Raw genomic sequence first — 21,335 nt, 5'->3', positions numbered from 1 at the left:
GCGCGCCCTCGGCGAGGCGGCGGGCGCCCGGGCGTCCTCGGCTCTTAGAGCTTCCCCTTGACCATGGTCAGCGAGATCTTGCCGCGGTCCTTGTCGACGCCGGACACCCAGACGGTGACGGTGTCGCCCACGGCCACGACCTCGCTCGGGTGGCGCACGAAGCGGTCGGCCAGCTTGGAGACGTGCACGAGGCCGTCCTGCTTCACGCCGACGTCCACGAACGCGCCGAAGTCCACGACGTTGCGCACGGTGCCGGCCAGCTCCATGCCGACGGCGAGGTCGTCGAAGTCGCGCACGGTGCGGTTGAACACGACGGGCGGCGCGTCGTCGCGGGGGTCGCGGCCCGGCTTCTCCAGCTCGGCGACGATGTCGCGCAGGGTGGGCAGGCCCACTCCCAGCTCGGCGGCCAGCGCGGGGAGGTCGCCGAGGCGGCTCACGATGTCGGGGACGCCGCCGCGGGCGAGCGCCTCCGGCTTCACCTTCGCGCGCTTGAGCAGCTCGCGCGCCGCCGGGTAGCTCTCGGGGTGGACGCTCGTCGCGTCCAGCGGGTTGGCGCCGCCCGCGATGCGCAGGAAGCCGGCGCAGTTCTGGAAGGCCTTGGCACCCAGCTTCGGCACCTTCTTGAGCTCGCGGCGGTCGGCGAAGGCGCCGTGCTCCTCGCGGTAGGCCACGATGTTCTTCGCCACGGCGGCGCTGATGCCCGACACGTAGCCCAGCAGGCTCGCGCTGGCCGTGTTGAGGTCGACGCCCACGCGGTTGACGACGCTTTCCACGACGCCGGTCAGCGCGCGCTCGAGCGCGGCCTGGTTGAGGTCGTGCTGGTACTGTCCGACGCCGATGGCCTGGGGCGGTATCTTCACGAGCTCGGCCAGCGGGTCCTGCAGGCGGCGGCCCAGGCTCATGGCGCCGCGCGTGGTGACGTCGAGGTCGGGGTACTCCTCGCTCGCCAGCTGGGAGGCCGAGTAGACCGAGGCGCCGGCCTCGTTCACGATGGTGTACTGCACGGGCTCCTCGATGCGCTCGAGGAGGTCGGCCACGACGTCCTCCGTCTCGCGGCTGCCCGTGCCGTTGCCGATGGCGATCACGTTGACGCGGTGCTTGCGGATGAGGGCGTGGAGCGCGGCCTGCGTCTCCTTGACCTGGGAGCGCGGCGGGGTGGGGTAGACGGTGGAGAAGTCGAGCAGCTTGCCGTACTCGTCGAGTACGGCCACCTTGCAGCCCGTGCGGTAGCCCGGGTCGAGCGCGATGACGCGCGCGCCGCGGACGGGGCGCTGCTGCAGGAGGCTCTCGGTGTTCTTGGCGAACACGCGGATGGCCTGCGTCTCGGCGCGCTCGGTGAGCTCGGCGCGCATCTCGCGGTCGATCGACGGGGCGATCAGGCGCTTGTAGCCGTCGGCGACGGCTTCCCGAAGGACGCCGGCGCAGGGGCTCTGCGGGCGCTTGACCACGCGTCGTTCCAGCTGGGAGACGGCGCCGTCCGCGTCGGCGCGCACCTTCACCCGCAGCTTCTTCTCCTTCTCGCCGCGGTTGATGGCGAGGATGCGGTGGTTGGGCACCTTGAGCAGGGGCTCGGAGAAGTCGTAGTACGCCTCGTACACGCTCTTCTCGCCCGCGTCGACGGCCTCCGCCGCGAGCGCGCCGCAGTTTTTGGTGTAGGCGCGCAGGGCCGCGACGTGCTCGGCGTCGTCCGCGATGGTCTCGGCCACGATGTCGCGGGCGCCCTGCAGCGCCTCTTCGGGCGTCGGGTAGCCGGCGGCCGGGTTCACGAGCCTCGCGGCGGCGCGCAGCGGGTCCTCCCCGTGCGGCTGCTGCGCGAGGATGAGCAGGGCGAGCGGCTCGAGCCCCGCCTCGCGCGCCTTCGACGCCCGGGTGGCGCGCTTCTTCTTGTACGGCTTGTACAGGTCCTCCACGCGCTGCATGACCGCGGCGTCCTCGATCTTCGCGCGCAGGTCGGCCGTGAGTTTGCCCTGCTCCTCGATGGCGTGCAGCACCTCGGCCTTGCGCGCCTCGAGGTTGCGCAGGTAGGAGAGCCGCTCGTCGAAGGCGCGCAGCGTGGCGTCGTCCATGCCGCCGGTGGCCTCCTTGCGGTAGCGGGCGATGAAGGGGATGGTGTTGCCCTCGTCGACGAGCGCGATGACGGCGGCCACCTGCGCCGCGGTCAGGCCGAGCTCGTCGGCGATGGTGCTTTGGATGGATGGCATGGATTGCTCCTGGACTTGGGTTCCGAATCGGGTAGCCATTATAGGCAACGGACGGCGGGCGACGGACGCGCGACCGCGCCCGCTGCGGCGAAAAGCTCTCGTTCTGCACAAAAATCACCGAGGTGAAGCGATTTCGCGGTTTTCATGACGCCGCGCTTGGCGACCGCTCCTCTCGCACGCCCGTTTGCCCAGGTCGTGAGAAACTCGAGGTTCCCTTGCGTGCGCGTCGAGCTTCACGGCGGTGATTTTTGTGCAGAACGGGCCGTCGAAGCGGATGCGGCCGTTGACTTCGCTTGGACGGGCCGGTACGCTCTCGTCGCGGATGCTTGCGCAGCATCGGGGTCGTTTTGCAGGAGCGCGAAAAAAGGGAGGCAGCGTGAACATCCAGGTGTTCGGCACCAAGAAGAGCTTCGACACGAAGAAGGCGCAGCGCTTCTTCAAGGAGCGGCGCGTGAAGTTCCAGTTCATCGACCTGAAGGAGAGGGGGATGAGCAAGGGCGAGCTCGAGTCGGCGTGCCGCGCGGTCGGCGGCATCGAGGCGCTGATCGACCCGAAGGCGAAGGACCAGGACCTCGTGGCCCTGCTCGCGTACCTCTCGCCTGACCAGAAGTTCGACAAGGTGCTGGAGAGCCAGCACGTCCTCGCCGAGCCCGTGGTGCGCAACGGCAAGCAGGCCACGGTGGGCTACGCCCCCGAGATATGGAAGATGTGGGAGTAGGGCCCGCTCGCGCGCTCGTCGTCTTCGCGCAACACGCTTCGCAAACCATCGAGGGAGGGCGCTCATGACGATTCGCCGGCAATGCAAGGTGCGGAAGGGCTTCCTCGCGGGTGCCCTGATCGTGTTCGCGTTGGCCTTGGCCGCTCTTTCGGCGTATGCGGCGACCCATCCGAATCGGGGCGCGGATACGGCGGCGACCGACGTGTTCGGGGGAGGAAATAGCCTGGTCGGCGCAAACGAAGCGCTCGTCGTCGATCTTGAGGGCGACGGGTTTGCCCCGCTGCCGTTCGATCAGGGGATCTCCTTCGATTTCGCGGATGCGGGTGACGGCGTTCGGACCGAGTGGGTTTCGGGCACGTGCGGCATCCTGGTTCGCGACCTCGACCACGATGGGGCGATTGCGAGCGGGAGGGAGCTGTTCGGCAACAATACGATGCTCGAGAACGGCGAGCTCGCCCGCGGCGCCCGCGAGGCGCTGCGCGATCTGGACGGCAACGGGGACGGGGTCGTCGATTCCGCGGATCCCGCATTCTCCGAACTCATGCTCTGGATCGACGCGGACTCCGATGCGGTTTCCCGTCCCGACGAGCTGCATGCTCTCGAGGAGAAGGGCATGGTTTCGATCGAGATATTGGACGGCGATGCCGACGGTTCGGAGGATCAGGCCAGTCCCGACCTCTCGTTTTTCCGAGTGTCGAGCAGCGGCATGCGGGTATACCGCGCGTGCGGCGTGGTTCTGTGCGACCATGCCAGCGCTTCGGCGACGTTCGAGGAGCTGCCCGTTCCCGACGACGTAGCGCTGCTTCCCGACTTTTCGGGCATGGGCGCCCTGCCGAGCCTGCATCAGAGCATGGCTCGCGACGGAACCGGTCGCCTGAAAGCATTGCTGGAGCGGTTCGTCGCGGAGTCCGATCGCGGCACGCGGTTGGAATTGACCGAGCAGGTGCTGCAGGTTTGGACGGGAGAGACCGACCGGCTCAAAGTGCTCGAGGTGCTGGCGGGCGCTTCCTACGATGGACCTACGAGCGAGCAGGCCATGGACAAGATATCGTCGGGCTACGATTGGTTGGTGACCGAGCTGTATTGCTCGCTCATGGTCGACAGCCACCTCAAGGGCTATTGCGATCGCATTCGCTTCGAGGTCATGGGCGCGGCGAACATGGGGGCTGCGGCAGATATGCTGCTTGAAACGCTGGAACGCGATCAGGCGCAGGGCGAGGAGGTTCTGATCGATTTCGTTTGCAGCATGGGCATGCTCGATCCCTATTCGACGTCGGGCAGGGAGGATCTTCGAGAAGCCTTGGACGCCGTCAACCGGCGCTACGGCGCCCTGGTCGATTCCGCGACGAACGACCTTTGGTTTTCCCAGCCGGAAGCGCGCGAGATGGAAGGGTCGTCCGATCGTGCGAATCTCTTCATCGTCGCCGAGGGCGATCATGTTTTGCTCGGAGGCGCCTCGGACGACGCGTACGTCTTCTCGGCGGGGGCCGGCGCGTGCGTCGTCAGCGATCCCGAGGGGGCGATCGCGATCGTGCTCTGGGACGGCGTCGATGCCGGGGACGTGGTCGTCGAGAAGCGCGCGCAAGGGGCGTCGCCGGATCTGTCGGATGTTCTGATAACGGTGCAGGGGCAGGAGCCTTCGATACGCGTCGAGGGGCTCGAGCGTTCGCGTGCCTGTTCGATCATCTTGTCGAAAGGGGATCCCGTAGACGCATGGGGCAGAGCGGTTGAGGTAGAATGAACGCGCAATGCAACGTCCCAACGAGGAGGATGGACATGGATGTGACGAACAAGCGGTACCTGGAGCTGCTCTCCCGGTCGTTTCCCACGGCCGACAAGGCGTCGGCGGAGATCATCAACCTCAGCGCCATCCTGAACCTCCCCAAGGGCACCGAGTTCTTCGCGTCCGACATCCACGGCGAGTACGAGGCGTTCTCCCACACCCTGAGGAACGGCTCCGGCTCCATCCGCCTCAAGATCGACGACGTGTTCGGCGACGCGCTGAGCGCCGAGGAGAAACGCTCGCTGGCCACGCTCATCTACTACCCGCGCGAGAAGACCGAGCTCGTGCTGTCGCAGGTGGACGACGCCGAGGCGTGGTACGCCGTCACGCTGCCGCGCCTCGTGGCCGTGTGCAAGCGCGCCGCCCAGAAGTACACGCGCTCCCGCGTGCGCAAGGCGCTGCCCCGCGACTTCGCGTACATCATCGAGGAGCTCATGACCGAGAACCGCCACGGGGTTGACAAGCAGGCCTACTACGCCGCCATCATCGACGCCGTCATCCGCACCGACCGCGCCGCCGCCCTCGTCGAGGCGCTGTGCCTGCTCATCCAGCGCCTGGCCATCGAGCGGCTGCACATCGTGGGCGACATCTACGACCGCGGGCCCTACCCGCACGTCATCATGGACGCGCTCATGGAGCACCATTCCCTCGACATCCAGTGGGGCAACCACGACATCGTGTGGATGGGCGCCTCGCTCGGCCAGCGCGGCTGCATCGCGCACGTCGTGCGCAACTGCGCGCGCTACGGCAACCTCTCCATCCTGGAGGACGCCTACGGCATCAACATCCTGCCGCTCGCCTCGTTCGCGCTCGACGCGTACCGCGACGACCCGTGCGTCGCGTTCGCCCTCAAGGGCAACCCGGACCTCCCGCCGCAGGAGCTGGAGATGAACGTCAAGATCCAGAAGGCCATGGCCATCATCCAGTTCAAGGTGGAGGGGAAGCTCATCGACGAGAACCCCGGCTTCGGCCTGGACGACCGCAAGCTGCTCGACAAGATCGACTACGAGCGCGGCACGGTGATGCTCGACGGCGTGGAGTACGAGCTGACCGACACGGTGTTCCCTACGGTGGACCCGGCCGACCCCTACCGCCTCACCCCCGAGGAGGAGGACGTCATGCAGCGCCTCGAGCAGGCCTTCACGGGCTGCGAGAAGCTGCAGCGCCACATGCGCTTCTTCCTGGACGCGGGCAGCCTGTACAAGATCCACAACGGCAACCTGCTGTTCCACGCGTGCGTGCCGCTGAACGCCGACGGCTCCCTCATGGAGACCGACGTGTTCGGCGAGGCGTACAAGGGCCGCGCGCTGTACGACGTCATGGAGCGCTACGTGCGCGCGGCGTTCGACGACGCCGACCCCGAGCTGGCCAAGCGCGGGCGCGACCTCCTGTGGTACCTGTGGCTGGGGGAGGGGTCGCCCCTGTTCGCGAAGAGCAAGATGGCAACCTTCGAGCTGTACCTGATCGCCGAGAAGGAGGCGCGCAAGGAGGTCAAGAACCCGTTCTATACCTACCTCAACGACGAGCGCGTGATGGCCGGCATCTTCGAGGACTTCGGGATGGATCCCGAGACGTCGCGCATCGTGTGCGGCCACGTGCCGGTGAAGGTGAAGGACGGCGAGGATCCGGTGAAGTGCCAGGGTCGCGTGCTCACCATCGACGGCGGCTTCTCGAAGGCCTACCAGCCCACCACCGGCATCGCCGGCTACACGCTGATCTCGAACTCCTACGGCTTCGTCCTGGCCGCTCACGAGCCCCTCGAGTCGATGCGCGCCGCCGTGGTGAACGAGCTGGACATCCACTCGTCGCGCAAGGTGGTCGAGCGCGTCGAGAAGCGCACGCTCGTGGCCGACACCGACACCGGCGCCGAACTCAAGCAGCAGGTGGCCGACCTGGAGCAGCTGCTAGAAGCCTACCGCAAAGGCGAGATCCCCGAGGGCGGGAAGTAGGCGGGTGTCCTTGCGGGGAGCGGGTTTGCCGTTCCCCGCCGAGGGTGGTTTGCCCCTCGGCGTCTCTACAAGAAGCGGTCGTGCAGCCAGGCGCGATAGCGCTCGACGGTGTCGCGGCACACGCTGTAGTACGCCTTCGCGCCTTCTTTCGACACTTCCACCAAGCCGGCGGAGAGCAGCATGTTCATATGATGGGAAGTGGTTGCCGGGGTAAGCTCCAGCTTCTGGGCGATTTCCAGGCTGTACAGCTTGCCCTGCTTCAGCTCGCCGAGAATCTTCACCTTACTGGGATCGCTCAGCGCTTTCGCCACCAGGGCGGCCTCGGTTTCGGTGAGGCCTTCGTTCCGTCCTCCCATCATCCTGTTCAGCAGAAGGCCGACGAAGTTGTAGTCTCCCAAGACCAGGATGATCAGGGGGTTGGCGAGCGAGGGGATGACGGGGGCTTGGGGGTTCAGCGCCACGATGCGTGACATGTTCGAGGACAGCTCGTCTTTTTCAAGCTGATCCTCAAGCTGCTCAAGCAAAGGCTCTATTTCGGATGCCAGCCTTGCGTAGGCGTGCTCGTACGTCGCGAGGTTGGCGTTGATGGCGTCGATGACAAGCGCAAGTTTTTTCCGCGGTTGTTGCAGAAGGGCGGTCATCTGCCATTTTGCCTGGTCCGACAGCTCGCTCGCCTCCAGGGCCTCGATGGGCCCTTCGTCGCTTTCCAGGAGGTCGGTTATTCCCTCGCTGATGGCGGCGGTCGCCTCTTCGTCGGAAACGGCGTCGAAGTCATCGAGCCACTGGGGGTGAAGGAGGAGGTTGATGATGAGCAGGAGTCCGAGCTCGGTCGACATGTCCTCGAACAAAGCGCTTCCCTCGGTTTGAACCGCCCTGCTCGCAAAAGCGTCATAGTAACGCTCGACCAGCGGAAAGTTCGCCGCGTACACGGCGGCGCCGTTGACCCCTAACGCGTCGAGTTTCTTTACGATCTCCTTTTTCGCCGTGTCTCCCAAATTGGGATACCCGAGCAAGCAAAAGGTTTCAAAGACTGGATTGAGTTGCAGTTTCATGTACGTGGACCTCGTTCTGTTGCGTACCTGGTTCGATTATACGCTCCAAGCGCTGGAATGAGGCAAAACCGCCCCCTTGCTCGACGAGCGCATCGTAGGTGCCTGCTTCGCCTATGCGACCTTGCTTCATGAACAGCAGGGCGTCGTAGCGTCGCAGCAGTTCTGGCCTGAGATTGTGGGTGATGGTGATCAGGGTCAGGTCTTCGATCCCGAGCAAGGCGGATTCGATGTCGTAGGCTGTCTGGATATCCACGGCATTCGTGCCTTCGTCGAGGATGAGCAGGGGCTTCTCCTCGATCAGCGCCCTCGCAACGGCGATCCGCTGACGCTGGCCCCCGGAGAGGTTGGCACCCATCTCTCCCGCCTGCGTATCGAGCCCCTGCTCGGTTTGGGCAAGGAACCTGTCAACGCCGCTTATCCTCAGGGCCCGGTTCCATTTCTCTTCCGAATAGGGCCGCCCCAGGCCGATGTTGTATCGGATGGTCTCGTCGAACAGGTACACGTCTTGGTGGATCGTGGATATGCTGGTGAGAAGCTTATCGATGTCAAGGGTGCGGAGCTCGTTCCCGTCGATGCGGATCTCGCCGGCGTACGCGCTGTGCTCGGCTGCGAGGAGGCTCATCAGCGTGCTCTTCCCGCAGCCGCTCTCGCCGATGAGAACGTACTTCCCACCCTTTTCCAGCGTCGCATCAAGCCCGGCAAGCACGGGTCGGCCTTCCGCATAACCGAAGCTCAGATTCTCGAACCGGATATCCCTCTCGAACGCCGGCTCGACCGTTCCGGTAAAACCGGATGGAGCGGGGGAGCTCAGCTCCTCGAGTCGGGCAAGCACGGGGCCGGCCCCTTGAATCTTGGGAATGCTTTGCAGGATGATCGCCACCGGTTGCACGAACATGCCCGAGAGTTGCAGAATGGCCAAGAGCGTGCCGGCAGCCATCTGCCCGTTGAGCACGAGAAACCCTGCGACCAACATGGTGCCTATCTGGAGGCCCGCGCCCATCACGCCGGCGATGACCTCGCTCAGGGCCAACAGCTTGTCGACGCCGTACTTGCGTTCCGAAAGCTCCTCGTTTTGGCGCGTGAACGCGGCTTTTGCCTGATCGACAAGCCGGTACGAGCGTATGACCTCGTAGCCTGAGAATTGGTCCTTCAGTCTCGTCGTGAAGAGGGATAGGCTCCCCGAATAGGCTTCCTGCCGCTTGCCGATGGGCTTGCCCAGGCTGGCCGGCAGAAGGTACATAAGAAGCAGGCCGACCAGCATGATCCCGCCGATGAGCGGGCTGTACACGAACAGCGCGACAGCGGCCATGACGAATACGAGAGCGTATTGGATCGTGTTGAGGAACGCCACGATGACGTTCTCTTCGATGATCTTCACGTCGTTGGTGAGCGCCGAAAGGTAATCGGCCGTGTTGGTTGTCTTGTAGCGCTCGGTATCGCGGGAGAGGATGCCCTGCTGGACATCGTTCCTGAGATCCTGCACCGTGCGCACGATGAGCTTCTTCTCGGCGATGGTGCCGCAGGCGGACATCGCGACAAGGACCACGATGTAGCCCAGCACCACCCACAGCATGATGGAGAATAGCCCCCAGTTCCCATCGACTACCGAGTTGAGAATGTTCTCCAGGATAACGGCCGCGCCGATGCCGAGCGCGGAGTTGATGACGCTGAACAGCAGAACCAGGGCAAAGAGGCCTTTGTGGTTTCGAAACAGCTTGAGCATGGTCGCTCCTTTTCCCAGGCGTGCGTACAGGATATTGCTACATATTAGATGATTATCTAATATGTAGCAATATCAAATCCATCACATAGAGACAAAGTGAAGCAGGAACTCACGCGGGGTCAAGGCGATGCGGTACTATAGTCCAGAACGATCCTCCCCGACGAAAGGAAGGCCCATGCAGGATGCGGTTGTGCTCGCGCTGGAGAACGACGAGCTTTCGGTGCGCGTTTCGAGCAAAGGAGCGGAGCTGCAGAGCGTTGTGCGCGACGGCGTCGAGCGGATGTGGTCGGGCGATCCTGCGGTGTGGGGCCGTCGAGCGCCGTTGCTGTTCCCGCTGATCGGACGCTTGCGCGACGGTTGGTACGCGGACGGAGGACAGCGCGTGGACGCGCCGATGCACGGCTTTAGCCGCGACCGCGCGTTCGCGGCCGAGCAGGTGTCGGGCACGCAGGCGCGCTTCGAGACGTCCTCCGACGAGGGCACGCGGGCCGTCTACCCCTTCGACTTCCGCTTGCGCGTCGATTTCTCGCTCGACGGCGACGCGATCGTCAAGACGCACACCGTGGAGAATACGGGCGCCCGGCCGATGCCGTTCGAGCTGGGCGGCCACGAGGCGTATGCGACGCGCCTGTTGCCGGGGGAGCGCATGGCCGACTATTTCGTGCGCTTCGAAGGCGTCGATGCGCTCGAGATGTTCGGGATGGACGAGGCGGGCATCCTCACGCTGCCGAAGGTCGAGGTGCCGCTCGAGGACGGGCGCCTGACGAAGACGCCCGAGCAGCTGGGCATCGACACCATCGTGCTGGAGAACGTCCCCGGCAGCGTCGCGACGCTGGCGAGCAGCGCGAACGGCTACGAGGTCACGGTGGAGTTCCCGGACTTCCCCTACTTCGGGATTTGGACGGCCGCCGGCCAAGCCGATGCCCGCTACCTGTGCCTCGAGCCCTGGTCGGCGCTGCCCGATGCCTGCTTCTCCCCGCGCGAGCTGGCCGAGAAGCCCGGCGTGCGCACCCTCGGGCCGGGCGAGCGCGCGACGCTGACGTACCGGATGACGTTTCGCTAGGAGGCGCTATGGAGGAGAAACGCAGGTGCTCGTGGGCGGGCGACGACCCGACGTACGTGGACTACCACGACAACGAGTGGGGAAGGCCCACCCACGACGACCGCATGCTGTTCGAGCTGCTGGTTCTGGAGGGCGCGCAGGCGGGCCTCTCGTGGATAACCGTCCTCAGGAAGCGCGAGGCGTACCGGGAGGCCTTCGACGGGTTTGACCCGGGCGCGGTGGCGCGCCACGGCGAGGCGAAGGTCGAGGAGCTCATGGCGAACGAGGGGATCGTCCGCAACCGCCTCAAGATCAACGCGGCCATCGCCAACGCGAAGCTGTTCCTGGACGTGGTCGATGAGTTCGGGAGCTTCGACGCGTTCATATGGGGATACGTGGACGGCGAACCCATCGTGAACCGGTGGGAAGCCCAGGAGGACGTTCCGGCGACCACGCCGCTTTCCGATCGCATCAGCAAGGACCTCAAGAAGCGCGGCTTCAAGTTCGTCGGCCCCACCATCGTCTACGCCTACCTGCAATCCATCGGCATGGTGAACGACCACGTGACGGATTGCTTCGTGCGGCAGGAGCTGGAGGGCGGCGCCGCGTAAGGTGCATGGGCGATCTGAACGGACCAGGGTTTGCGCGCTGATCGAAAAACGACCCTGCCGAGCGGGCGGTGGCAGGGTCGTTTTCGGAGCGAAGGGCGTTTCTTGGTCTTGCTTCGACGCCCGTTCAGCACCAGCTTTCCGCTTGCGCTGCGTTCTGGCCGGCAAGGGAGCCGTTGACGAGGCAGTCCGCGATGGAGCACGAGCCGAGCCTGCACGCTCCGTGCACGCCGCCGGTTGCTTCCCCCGCCGCGAACAGGCCTTCGATCGGTTGGAGGGAGACGTCGATGACGCGGCAATCCGCATCGGTTTTCACGCCGCCCATGCAGTGGTGGACCCGGGGCCAAACGCGCGTCACGCAATAGGGAGGCTCTTCGACCGGGAGGGCGTCTTCGGGAATCGCCTTGCCGAAATCCTCGTCAAGCTTGTTGGCGACGAACGTGTTGTAGCGGGCTATCTCGGTCTGCAGGGCTTCGAGCGGGATGTCGAACCTTTCGGCGATCTCCTCGATCGAATCCATCCGCCACGTGCATCCGGCATCGATGCATTTCTCCAGGTACTCCAGCGACCATTCCGGCAGATTGCGTTCGTCGACGATCTGGATCAGCGGCTCCTCGTTCGCGAGGATCGCATCGCAGTAGCGCTTTCGGTCGGTCAGCTCGTTCACGATGCGCTTACCGGTTTGAGGGGCCACGACGGGCCCGTAGGGAAATCCCGCGTCGATGTAGGTGCCGTCGGGGCCGTAGGTCTCAAGGTCGGGGCTGCACCAGGGCCCCAGCTGGATCCAATCCATGTGGACGGCCAGGGCGTCGGCATGCAGGGCCGGCTCCAAAGCCTCCCTGTTCGCGCCGGAGCGGTTGGTGTCCCCAACCGTCTCGTCGAGCCTCGGATCGTGCTGCATCCGCCACGCGACATCTCCTCCAAAGCCGCCGGTTGCCAGCACGACCCCTTTCCTCGCTTTGATGTTGATGCATTGCCCGTGGGGGCTGTCGGAGCGTTCCTGGGTCTCGTTGTTCTTCACGACCTTGGCTCCGATGACGCGGCCTTCGTCGTTTTTGACGAGCTCGGTAAGCAGAAGGTGGCATTCGGCCGCCAGGCCCTTCGCGTTCGCCTCGTTTCTGAGAGCCCCGACGATCGCGGCGCCCGCACCCTCCGCTTTGAGCGTGCGGCGGATGGTATGCCCGCCGTAGGGCAGCACCTCGGTTTTGCCCTCGCCGTCTTGCACCCACGTAACGCCAAGATCGTTCAACCATTCGTAGATGCCGTTCGTGCTCTCCGCGATCGTGCGGCACTTCTCAACGTCGTTGAGGTACAGGCCCGCCACGAGCATGTCGTTGACGTAGGCGTCGACGGAGTCTTCTATCCCGTGCTCTTTTTGCGCCGACGAGCCGCACACGCCGAAATCGCCGTCGCATTTGAGGGAGTTCCCCCCGTCGCTCCCGCGTTTGTCGATGAGCACCACCTCGGCGCCGGCATCATGCGCATACAAGGCTGCGGAGTACCCGGCGAAGCCGCTTCCGACGACGAGGACGTCGGTTTCCCTATCCCACGCGACCGAGTCGGCATATGCTTTGGATGCACATGCGGTAATGCTCGCAGAGCCGACGATGCCGGCGCCCAGAAGGGCGCTCCCCTTGAGAAAGCTCCTGCGCGACAAACTCTTCAATCCAGACATTGATCTGCCCCTCTCTCTTTTCGTGCAACCTGTCTTGGCTTCCAATCTCCATCGAGTATTGCAAGTTCTGCCGAAAACAAGGTGCAGAAAGTGAGGGATCTTCGTACCCCATAATGAGGGATTTAGGCATAATGCCTGATCAATTGCTGTGAGAGTTCACGAACTTGATGATGTCCTGCCTGTTGTGGATCCCGAGCTTGCGGTAGATCCGCTTCGTGTGCGTGCGCACGGTCTCCGGCGATACGTACAGCATCTCGGCTATCGTTTTCGAGGTGTAGCCCTGGGATATCAGCAAGACGATTTCCGTTTCGCGTGCGGTGAGCTCCTTTTCGTCCGCCACGTGCGACAGTATCTCGTAGTTCGAGGTGCTTTTGGCCGATTCGAGGATCGCCTCGCTGAGCGCGGGGGCGTAGCGCACGAAAAACACGAAGGCCACGACGATCAACGCGAAGGCGAGCATCAGGAGCACCTCTTCGCGGTAGGTGGAGACGGCCGCTTCCTCAAGCTGGAGAAGCATGGGAAGCACCGTGCCCACAACGGCCACCATGAACACGTTGATCGGCAGATACAGCACGCTGAACGCGGTGGCGCTCGACACTTGGGAGTTGCGGGCGACGCTCGCCGTGAATATCCAGAGAAGCAGCTTGAAGCACATGAAGCACCCCGCCAAGACGGCTGCCGCCCGCTCTCCGCTGGGAAACATCCCCAAGGCGGTGGCGAACAGGCATCCGAAAAACGCTACGGCGATCGTCGACCAGGCGACGATGAACGTATGGTCGTGGTTCTTGCTTCGCGAGCCTATGATAAGTGCTGCGGTCAGCAAAACCAAGCACGTGATTGAAGTGGGGATCGCCACCCCCTGCGTGAAGGGAGCCGTGATCGCACGGCTACTGCTGTAGTTGACGAAGACGTTGGCGAACGCCGCCGTGCAGAAAAAGATGCCGCACACGATGAAGGTGGGGATTTGGGCATTCTCCAAATCGGCCAATCGGCTCGAGGTCGGCGGGTCGCTGTCGTTCTTGTTCGCCGAAAGCTGCCAGAGTATGCTCGTGATGGGCGGCGTGGCGATTATGATCGCGGTGCCGATGGGCTCGGGCAGCAGGCTGCACAGGGTTACGACAATCCCCACGGCGAACGAGAGGACAGGGATCAGCATGCCGAACCGAGCGGTCTCCTGGATTATCGTACGTCCCCATGCGAAGGTGATGACGATGAACCAGAGTATGGGGGCTATGCTCGCGCAGAGCCGTGCTATCCAAAATACCGGGCCATCGCTTCTGAAGGGGATCAGGAAGAGCGCGACGCTGAGGCTGACGACAAGCGAAAGAGCCGACACAAGCCAGCTCTTTTCTTTGAAGAGGGATTCGACGCGCTTTCGCTTGGCGAACAAGAAGACGATGACCGCGATGGCAACGGCGCAATAGGCGGAGAATGCGGCAAATTCGCCGTTGCTCGATCCGGCTTGCAGGGCGATGAAGTAGTCGACGCGCGCGATGTCAACCGTCGACCAGTAAAACGCCATCCCGAAGACGATGGTCAGGCAACGCGCGGTATTCGACCGAGTGGTCGAGGTGGTTGCATGCTGGTCGATTTCCCTTACCACGCTTTGACCGTCCTTCTTGAAAACCTACATCGCAGTTTTCCAGGTTCTGTAGGCCCTCTCGCACTACTGCGAGGGGGCCTGCTCCCGCTCGGTTAATCCAATCATATACTAAGAAACGAAATGCGTGTAGCTTGGTTCATCGATAGCTTCTCGCCGTTCTGGTCGTGCCTAGATGCAATCCATGCCGAGCATGTCTTTGACGGCAAGGCACGCTAAGCATTGGCTGGGCGGGCCGCATCCTGGAGTTCTTTCCGCGCGATATTCGACGGTGTCAATAATTGGGAAATATAAAAGCAACTTATACCCAATAAATCAGGTATCGGTATTACCCTCTTCGCTTCCTAGAATATCCTCAGATGCAAAACGTAATGCACTATCGAGTACGAAGGAGGGGTTTGCATGGCTAAGCGGAAAGGGAAGGTTCTGATCGCCTCTACCGTCGCTGCGTCCTTGCTCGCGCTTGCATGTGTCAGCGCGTGCGCGCCAAACGGCACGGGGAAAGCCGCCGACAGCGACACCGCCGAAGCTGCTAGCAGCGAGAGGGCGACCATCGAGGAATGGAGGAAGATGTACCCTGACCAGTACGCTTCGTTCGCCACCACAGGGTGGAACGTCGACAAAGGCGTCAAGGCCGGTCATTACTACATGTTCCAGAACATGCAGCAGCAGGATCATGCCAACCTCGACTGCATGTCCTGCAAGACCACGCAATGGGACGAGCTGTCTCAGGTATACGATGGCTCGACGCCGCTGGCCGATCTCGTGCCCGAGATCAATTCTTTCTTCGATTGCTATGTCTGCCACACCGATCCCGAGACCCTTGAGATCAATCCCGGCATCCGCTCGTTCGACACCAAGCGCGAGACCTACATTCCCGATGCTCCCGAAGGTACGATTCTGTGCGGCCAGTGTCATACCGGCTACACCCCCGGCTTCGATATCGACACCATCTACGCCGAGCGGGGCGCCGAGAGCGCGGAAAAGGGTCCCGACGAGGCCACGGGTGCCCTGAAGGTCAGCGCAGGTCATCCCGATGTTGAGATCTTCTACGACAGTACGCATGCCGATATGGGCCTCACCTGCATCGACTGTCACATGCCCACTATCGAGAACGCCAACGGCCAGCCGATGACCAACCACAACGCCTCCGGACGTCTGACCGACAACCTCGAAGCGCTTGAGACCTGCCTCGACTGCCATTCTTCTAAGGGTATCGAAGACGCCGCTCAGATGCGTGACTTCGTACGCAACGCCCAGGCCGAGCTCAACGCCAAGGGCGAAGAGGCGCGTGCTCTGATCAGCCAGCTGAGCGACATGCTCAAGGAGGCTACGGCCGCCGGTGAGGAGTCCGAGGCCCTGGATCAGGCGCGCGAAGACTACTCTCGCGCCAGCTACAACCTGACCTACGTCGAGGGCAAGCACAAGCTCGGCAACAAGGTCGCCCATGACCCCGAAGAGCAGCACGGGATCGTCGCTCAGGCCGCCGAGCTCGCTCAGCATGGCATCGACCTGCTATCCTAGGCTCTGCGGACAGGCGCGGTAGCGCGTGCAGTTCCGGTGGTTCGCGTCAGGGCGAGCCACCGGGCTTCGTTCGGACACCTCGTCAATCGGGACCCCTGGATTTGGTATACTCCCGAATACGCCGTGGCGTGACGGGAGAGCGTCGTAAGCGGTGCGGCGCGGTGCCGATGTTTGGACGGGGGGGGGTCGCATCATGAAGGTCATGTTCGCAGACGACGATGGGGACCTGCGCAAAGTTGTCGAGCGCGTCATGCTGGAAGACGGGTACGAGTTTTGCGGCGTAGGGGACGGTCTCGAGGTTCTCGATCGTATCGATGCGGAGCGCCCCGACGCTATCATCCTGGACATCTCCATGCCCTATATGGACGGTTTCGAGACCTGTTTGCGTTTGCGAGAGCGCGGCGTGCGCACTCCCATCATCTTCTTGTCGGCGAGAAGCGATATCGTCGACAAGAGCGTGGGCTTCAGAGCGGGCTGCGACGACTACCTCACCAAGCCGTTTAGCCCTTTGGAGCTTTCCTTGCGCGTAAAAGCCCTTATCAGGCGTTGCGTTTCCGATGCTGATGCGCCTGTTCCAAGTGATGTCGAAACCGATCATGCCGCTGACGCGAAGGGATCCCAAGGAGTTATCCGCATCGGCGATCTCGAAATCGATCGGGGTGGATACGAGGTCAGGCTCAAGGGCCAGCCCGTCAAGCTCACATCCAAAGAGTTCGAGATCGTCGTGTTGCTCGCTTCCTCGTCCGGCAAGGTTTTTACGCGCGAGCAGATCCTCGATCATATCTGGGGAGAGAGCGTCGGCATGGATCTGCGCAACGTCACGGTGCTCGTTCGCAAGATACGTGAGAAGATGGAACCCGTACCTTCCAAGCCCCGCTATCTCTTGACGGTGTGGCGCGTGGGCTACAAGTTTGCGAGCGCTTAGCGGCATCGAGAGTTGCAGGATGCGAGGACATGGGGGAAGGTGCTGTTCGATGGGCGCGACGTTCGCTTCTAGCGTGCAGGTAAGGCTGACTGAAGCGCTTGCCCGCAGAACAGCGCGTAAGCTGACGATTTCCAACTGCCTCGTTATGGCTGTGGTCTTGTTCGCGGTTCTTCTCATCCTCAACGTGCTGTTCTACGTGTTCGGATTCACCCCCATCGACTCGCGTTCCGCCTATCAGACGCAAGTCTTCATCGACGAGCATCAGTCGTCGAACGACCATACCTATGGCCTGTCGACGTCGTTTATTCCCGTGCTGTATATCAAAACGGCCGACGGCGAGCTTCTGAACCTGCACCCCACCGACGAGATACCGCAGGACGATGTCGATACGCTGCTGGCTCGCGATATGCCGTTCGGCGACTCGACCTTCGAGATCGACGGTCGGTTCTACCGCGTGCACCATACGCTCTGCGATGCCCCTATCACCGAAGGGGACCAAACCTATCACGTAGAGGAAATACTGCTGTTTCGCGATATCACCAAGGAGATAGTGCCACGCCATCGCTTGATCGTCGCCAGCATCGTGACGTATCTGCTAAGCCTCGTTGCGATGATTCCCGCGGGATACTTCATGGCAAAGCGCGCCGTGACGCCCATTCGCGATGCCTGGGAACGCCAGCGGCAGTTCTCTGCCGACGCTTCCCATAAGCTCAAAACCCCTCTTGCCGTGATGCTCGCCAACATAGAGATGGTGCTTCGCCATCCTGAGCACCGCGTGGCTGACGAAACTCCCGCGCTCCAAACGAGCCTGGATCATGCGTACAGGATGTGCAACACACTTTCGGATTTGCTCACGCTCACGCAGGTGGAGGATGGCGTGGTGGACCATATGTACGCGGTTGTGGATATGGGCGATATGGTGGAGCAGATGTACGAGGATTTCGAGCAGCTCGCCGTCCAGCAAAAGGTCGAGCTCAAGGTCAACACAGAGAAGGGCGCGTTGGTCCTCGGCGACCGCGATCGGCTCGAGGAGTTGGCAACCGTCTTCGTCGAGAATGCCATCCATTACACCCAACCAGGGGGCACGATCTCGATTGAGTGCGCTCCCGAGGGCACGTGTGCCGTGCTGGTCGTTGCGGACACGGGTATCGGCATGGACTCGGAAACGATCGCCCATGTTTTCGACCGTTTCTACCGTTCCGAACGGGCACGGCAAGTCAACCCGCAGGGCACAGGGCTTGGCCTTCCCATTGCCCAGTGGATTGCCGAACGCCATGGAGGCCGCATCGATATCGAAAGCGGGAAGGACGAGGGGACCACCGTCCGCGTTTGGCTGCCTCTCAAGAACGATTAGGGGCCGTCTCCCCAACCCCCCAACGATACCTTGGTTCATGCACAAAGCAAAGCAGCCATCCCGAAAAGAATGGCTGCTTTGCTCTGTGCATCGCCGCGCGTTACTTCATAAACAAGAAATTGTGAACCCTTACGCCTATTCCCACTCGATGGTGCCGATGGGCTTCGGGGTGAGGTCGTACACGACGCGGCAGATGCCGGGGACCTCGGCCAGGATGCGGGCCGTGATCTTCTTGAGCAGCGCCCAATCGAGCTCGGGGACCTCGGCGGTCATGGCGTCGACGGTGTTGACCGCGCGGATGATGGCGGGCCACTCGAAGGCGCGCACGCCGTCGCGGACGCCGGTGGCGCGGAAGTCGGGGACGCTCACGAAGTACTGCCACACCTTGCCTTCGAGGCCGGCCGCGGCGAACTCGTCGCGCAGGATGGCGTCGGCCTCGCGCAGCGCCTCGAGGCGGTCGCGCGTGATGGCGCCGAGGCAGCGCACGCCCAGGCCCGGGCCCGGGAACGGCTGGCGCTCGACCATGCCCTCGGGCAGGCCCAGCTCGCGGCCGATGACGCGCACCTCGTCCTTGTACAGCAGCTTCACGGGCTCGCACAGCTCGAACTGCAGGTCGTCGGGCAGGCCGCCCACGTTGTGGTGCGCCTTCACGCCGTCGGACTCGAGGATATCGGGGTAGATGGTGCCCTGCGCGAGGAAGCTCACCTCGTCGCCCACCTTGCGGGCCTCTTCCTCGAACACGCGGATGAACTCGGCGCCGATGATCTTGCGCTTCGCCTCGGGCTCGGCCACGCCGTCGAGCAGATCGAGGAAGCGCTCGGAGGCGTCGACGTACACGAGGTTCGCGTCGAGCTGGTTGCGGAACACGTCCACCACCTGCTCGCTCTCGCCTTTGCGCATGAGGCCGTGGTTCACGTGCACGCAGATGAGCTGCTTGCCGATGGCCTTGATCAGCAGCGCCGCCACCACGGACGAGTCCACGCCGCCGGACAGGGCCAGCAGCACCTTCTGATCGCCTACCTGGGCGCGCACGGCCTCCACCTGCTCGTCGATGAACGCGTTTGCCAGCTCGGGCGTGGTGATTCGCTCCATGTCTTCGGGGCGCTTGTTGGGGTCCATTCGGGTGTCCTCCTCGTGTTCGGCAATGATCTGAGGGAATTATACGTGAAACGGGGCGGGTGTATATGCAGGTCGTTTGTTCTTTCGGGAAGACGCTCAGTATCCCATCTCGTGGAGCCGCGCGTCGTCGATGCCGAAGTAGTGGCCGATCTCGTGCACGACCGTCTTCCCGATCTCCTCGACGATCTCGGCGCGTGAGCCGAAGCAGCGCTCGTGGGGGCCTTTGAACACGGTGATGACGTCGGGGACGTCGCCGTCGTAGCCGTCGGCGCGATCGGGCAGCGACACGCCGTCGTACAGCCCCAGCAGCTCGTCGTTGTGCGTGGAGGCGCCCAGACAGTCGGGATCCTCTAGGGCGTCGAGGTGGTAGTCGTTCGGCTCGTCCTCCACGACGACGGCCACGTTCTCGAGCGCATCGAGGAACCGCTCGGGAATGCGCTCGAGCGCCTCCTCGACGGCCGATTCGAACTCGCTGTCGGTCATGCGGTGCATGGCGTCCTCCTTCGCCGGCGGGTGCACGGGCCCGCGGCCCGCCCGGTTCGCTGAACCGGCAGGCATGAGTATACCCCATACGATTTATAGTGTGCGTCGCACATTACCGTGCGATCTATGTTATAGTGTGCAACACACACTATCCGACGCGCCCGCGATGCGGCGGCGCGCCGGGGCGAAACCGGAAGGGGGAGGGGTGGCGCACGACGACATCGTATCGAGCATGGTCCTCGAGCTGCGTCGCGGCACGCTGGTCATGCTCGTGCTGAGCCAGCTGCGCGAGCCGGCCTACGGCTACGCGCTGGTGAAATCGCTGGCCGACCACGGCATTCCCATCGAGGCGAACACGCTGTACCCGCTCATGCGGCGCCTCGAGTCGCAGGGGCTGCTGGCAAGCGTTTGGGACAACGGCGGCTCGAAGCCGCGCAAGTACTACCGCACCACCGACGAGGGCCTGCGCGTGCTGCGCGAGGTCGAAGCCCAATGGCGCGTGCTGTGCGGCGGGGTGGACAAGCTGTTGGGATCCGAAGGAGAGGACCGGGGTCATGCCGAACGATAACGACCTGATCGAGCGCTACCTGTACGCCATCACGCGGCGCTTGCCCGTCGCGCAGCGCGCCGACGTGGCCGAGGAGCTGCGCACACTCATCTCCGACATGCTGGACGAGCGCTGCGGCGGCCTGCCGCCCACGGCCAAGGACGTGCGCGTCGTGCTCACCGAGCTGGGCACCCCGGGCGAGATGGTGCGCAAGTACACCGGCGGCGACGGCGCGTGCCTCATCGGCCAGCCGTACTACGCGCAGTACCTCTACGTGCTGAAGATCGTGCTCGCCTGCGTGGCCGGCGGCATGCTCGTCGCCGGGGCGCTGTCGCTCGCGACGGGCGCGGAAGGAGGCGTCCTCGGCGGCGTGCTCGAGGGCATCGCCTCCCTGATGGCGGCGCTCGCCTTCGCGTTCACGCTCGTCACCGTGTTGTTCGCCTTCTTCTCGCACCGCGGCATCGAGGTGGAGGTGATGGGGTCGCTCGACGACCTGCCGCCCGTGCCGCGCGACGCGAAGGCCTCCACGCGCGGCGACGCGGTGGCCGGCATCGTGTTCTCCATCGTGGGCGCCGTCGTGTTCCTGCTGTTCCCCGACGTGCTGAACGCGCTCAGCCACCGCGGAGACGGCGTGCCGTTCGACCCCTTCAACATCGATGCCATCCGCGCGTCGGCATGGGTCGTCGTCGTGTGGACGTTCGTGTGCATCGCGGGCGAGAGCTTCAAGCTGGTGGAGGGCCGCTACACGAAGCGCTTGCTGGCGGTGACGCTCGCGTGCGACCTGTTCGCGCTCGCGCTGGCCGTCTTCTGGCTGACGAACTACCAGCTGGTGGACTCCCAGGCGATCGTCCAGGCGCTGCAGTCGTCGCGCGACACGCTGGACGGGCCGCTGCTGTGGGCGGTGTCGAACGCGCAGACGGCGTTCTGCGGCCTCGTGGCGGTTGCGCTCGTCATCGACGCCGTCGACTCCATCGTGAAAACGGTGCGCGCGCAGTAGGGGGACCCGTGGCGCGCGCGGCGGAAGGGGGCCGC

At 63.7% G+C, this 21,335-nt stretch carries 17 protein-coding genes; 10 read left to right on the top strand and 7 right to left on the bottom strand.

What is annotated here, in order from left to right; genetic code table 11:
• Positions 1-44: 44 nt before the first annotated feature.
• Positions 45-2,201, bottom strand: coding sequence for a Tex family protein (locus H8S61_RS02300; protein ID WP_186937822.1), 2,157 nt, complete (start codon positions 2,199-2,201; stop codon positions 45-47).
• Positions 2,202-2,577: 376 nt separating this feature from the next.
• Here H8S61_RS02300 and H8S61_RS02295 point away from each other — a divergent pair, with 376 nt between their 5' ends.
• The 3 genes from H8S61_RS02295 to H8S61_RS02285 all read left to right on the top strand — a co-directional run bounded on the left by H8S61_RS02295 (position 2,578) and on the right by H8S61_RS02285 (position 6,651).
• Positions 2,578-2,919 (top strand): arsenate reductase family protein, encoded by a 342-nt coding sequence (locus H8S61_RS02295; protein ID WP_186937821.1) that lies wholly within the window; start codon positions 2,578-2,580, stop codon positions 2,917-2,919.
• A 64-nt stretch (positions 2,920-2,983) separates the two neighbouring features.
• Positions 2,984-4,660: an SPM autocatalytic domain-containing protein gene (locus tag H8S61_RS02290; protein ID WP_186937820.1), complete on the top strand. Its 1,677-nt coding sequence runs from the start codon at positions 2,984-2,986 to the stop codon at positions 4,658-4,660.
• A gap of 35 nt (positions 4,661-4,695) precedes the next feature.
• Positions 4,696-6,651, top strand: a complete 1,956-nt coding sequence (locus H8S61_RS02285; protein WP_186937819.1) for a fructose-1,6-bisphosphatase — start codon at positions 4,696-4,698, stop codon at positions 6,649-6,651.
• 65 nt (positions 6,652-6,716) lie between these two features.
• Here H8S61_RS02285 and H8S61_RS02280 read toward each other — a convergent pair whose 3' ends face one another.
• Together H8S61_RS02280 and H8S61_RS02275 are read right to left on the bottom strand one after the other, a co-directional pair.
• Entirely contained in the window at positions 6,717-7,703 is a 987-nt protein-coding gene (locus H8S61_RS02280) for an ArsR/SmtB family transcription factor (RefSeq protein ID WP_186937818.1), read from the bottom strand.
• Entirely contained in the window at positions 7,675-9,426 is a 1,752-nt protein-coding gene (locus H8S61_RS02275) for an ABC transporter ATP-binding protein (protein ID WP_186937817.1), read from the bottom strand. The genes H8S61_RS02280 and H8S61_RS02275 overlap by 29 nt, the downstream gene beginning before the upstream one ends.
• 175 nt (positions 9,427-9,601) lie before the next feature.
• Here H8S61_RS02275 and H8S61_RS02270 point away from each other — a divergent pair, with 175 nt between their 5' ends.
• Complete coding sequence (locus tag H8S61_RS02270) at positions 9,602-10,489, top strand: aldose 1-epimerase family protein (RefSeq protein ID WP_186937816.1); 888 nt, start codon at positions 9,602-9,604, stop codon at positions 10,487-10,489.
• An 8-nt stretch (positions 10,490-10,497) separates the two neighbouring features.
• Positions 10,498-11,079: a DNA-3-methyladenine glycosylase I gene (locus H8S61_RS02265; RefSeq protein ID WP_186937815.1), complete on the top strand. Its 582-nt coding sequence runs from the start codon at positions 10,498-10,500 to the stop codon at positions 11,077-11,079.
• Between the two features lie 124 nt (positions 11,080-11,203).
• Here the strand turns inward: H8S61_RS02265 and H8S61_RS02260 are convergent, their stop codons facing one another.
• Together H8S61_RS02260 and H8S61_RS17670 are read right to left on the bottom strand one after the other, a co-directional pair.
• Positions 11,204-12,751: a flavocytochrome c gene (locus tag H8S61_RS02260; RefSeq protein WP_186937814.1), complete on the bottom strand. Its 1,548-nt coding sequence runs from the start codon at positions 12,749-12,751 to the stop codon at positions 11,204-11,206.
• A gap of 139 nt (positions 12,752-12,890) precedes the next feature.
• The gene (locus tag H8S61_RS17670; RefSeq protein ID WP_186937813.1) at positions 12,891-14,354 is read right to left on the bottom strand and encodes a helix-turn-helix transcriptional regulator; all 1,464 of its coding nucleotides are present in this window, start codon (positions 14,352-14,354) and stop codon (positions 12,891-12,893) included.
• Positions 14,355-14,753: 399 nt separating this feature from the next.
• On the opposite strand from H8S61_RS17670, the gene H8S61_RS02250 reads away from it, so the two are divergent.
• From H8S61_RS02250 to H8S61_RS02240, 3 genes are all read left to right on the top strand, one after another.
• Complete coding sequence (locus H8S61_RS02250) at positions 14,754-15,875, top strand: ammonia-forming cytochrome c nitrite reductase subunit c552 (protein WP_186937812.1); 1,122 nt, start codon at positions 14,754-14,756, stop codon at positions 15,873-15,875.
• Positions 15,876-16,068: 193 nt separating this feature from the next.
• On the top strand, positions 16,069-16,800 hold the full coding sequence (locus H8S61_RS02245; protein WP_186937811.1) for a response regulator transcription factor: 732 nt from the start codon (positions 16,069-16,071) through the stop codon (positions 16,798-16,800).
• Between the two features lie 49 nt (positions 16,801-16,849).
• Positions 16,850-18,154, top strand: coding sequence for a sensor histidine kinase (locus H8S61_RS02240; RefSeq protein WP_186937810.1), 1,305 nt, complete (start codon positions 16,850-16,852; stop codon positions 18,152-18,154).
• A gap of 135 nt (positions 18,155-18,289) precedes the next feature.
• On the opposite strand, the gene guaA is transcribed toward H8S61_RS02240, so the two are convergent.
• Together guaA and H8S61_RS02230 are read right to left on the bottom strand one after the other, a co-directional pair.
• Complete coding sequence (gene guaA / locus H8S61_RS02235; RefSeq protein ID WP_186937809.1) at positions 18,290-19,273, bottom strand: glutamine-hydrolyzing GMP synthase; 984 nt, start codon at positions 19,271-19,273, stop codon at positions 18,290-18,292.
• A 96-nt stretch (positions 19,274-19,369) separates the two neighbouring features.
• Positions 19,370-19,765 (bottom strand): metallopeptidase family protein, encoded by a 396-nt coding sequence (locus tag H8S61_RS02230; RefSeq protein WP_186937808.1) that lies wholly within the window; start codon positions 19,763-19,765, stop codon positions 19,370-19,372.
• A gap of 196 nt (positions 19,766-19,961) precedes the next feature.
• Between H8S61_RS02230 and H8S61_RS02225 the strand changes: the two genes are divergently transcribed.
• Complete coding sequence (locus tag H8S61_RS02225; protein WP_160942493.1) at positions 19,962-20,324, top strand: PadR family transcriptional regulator; 363 nt, start codon at positions 19,962-19,964, stop codon at positions 20,322-20,324.
• Complete coding sequence (locus H8S61_RS02220) at positions 20,311-21,300, top strand: hypothetical protein (RefSeq protein WP_186937807.1); 990 nt, start codon at positions 20,311-20,313, stop codon at positions 21,298-21,300. Before H8S61_RS02225 ends, H8S61_RS02220 begins: the two co-directional genes overlap by 14 nt.
• Positions 21,301-21,335: the final 35 nt, after the last annotated feature.

This window comes from Eggerthella hominis (assembly GCF_014287365.1).
Taxonomy (GTDB): Bacteria; Actinomycetota; Coriobacteriia; order Coriobacteriales; family Eggerthellaceae; genus Eggerthella; species Eggerthella guodeyinii.
Note: the sequence above shows the minus strand (reverse complement) of the source record. Positions and strands in the feature narration are given on the sequence as shown.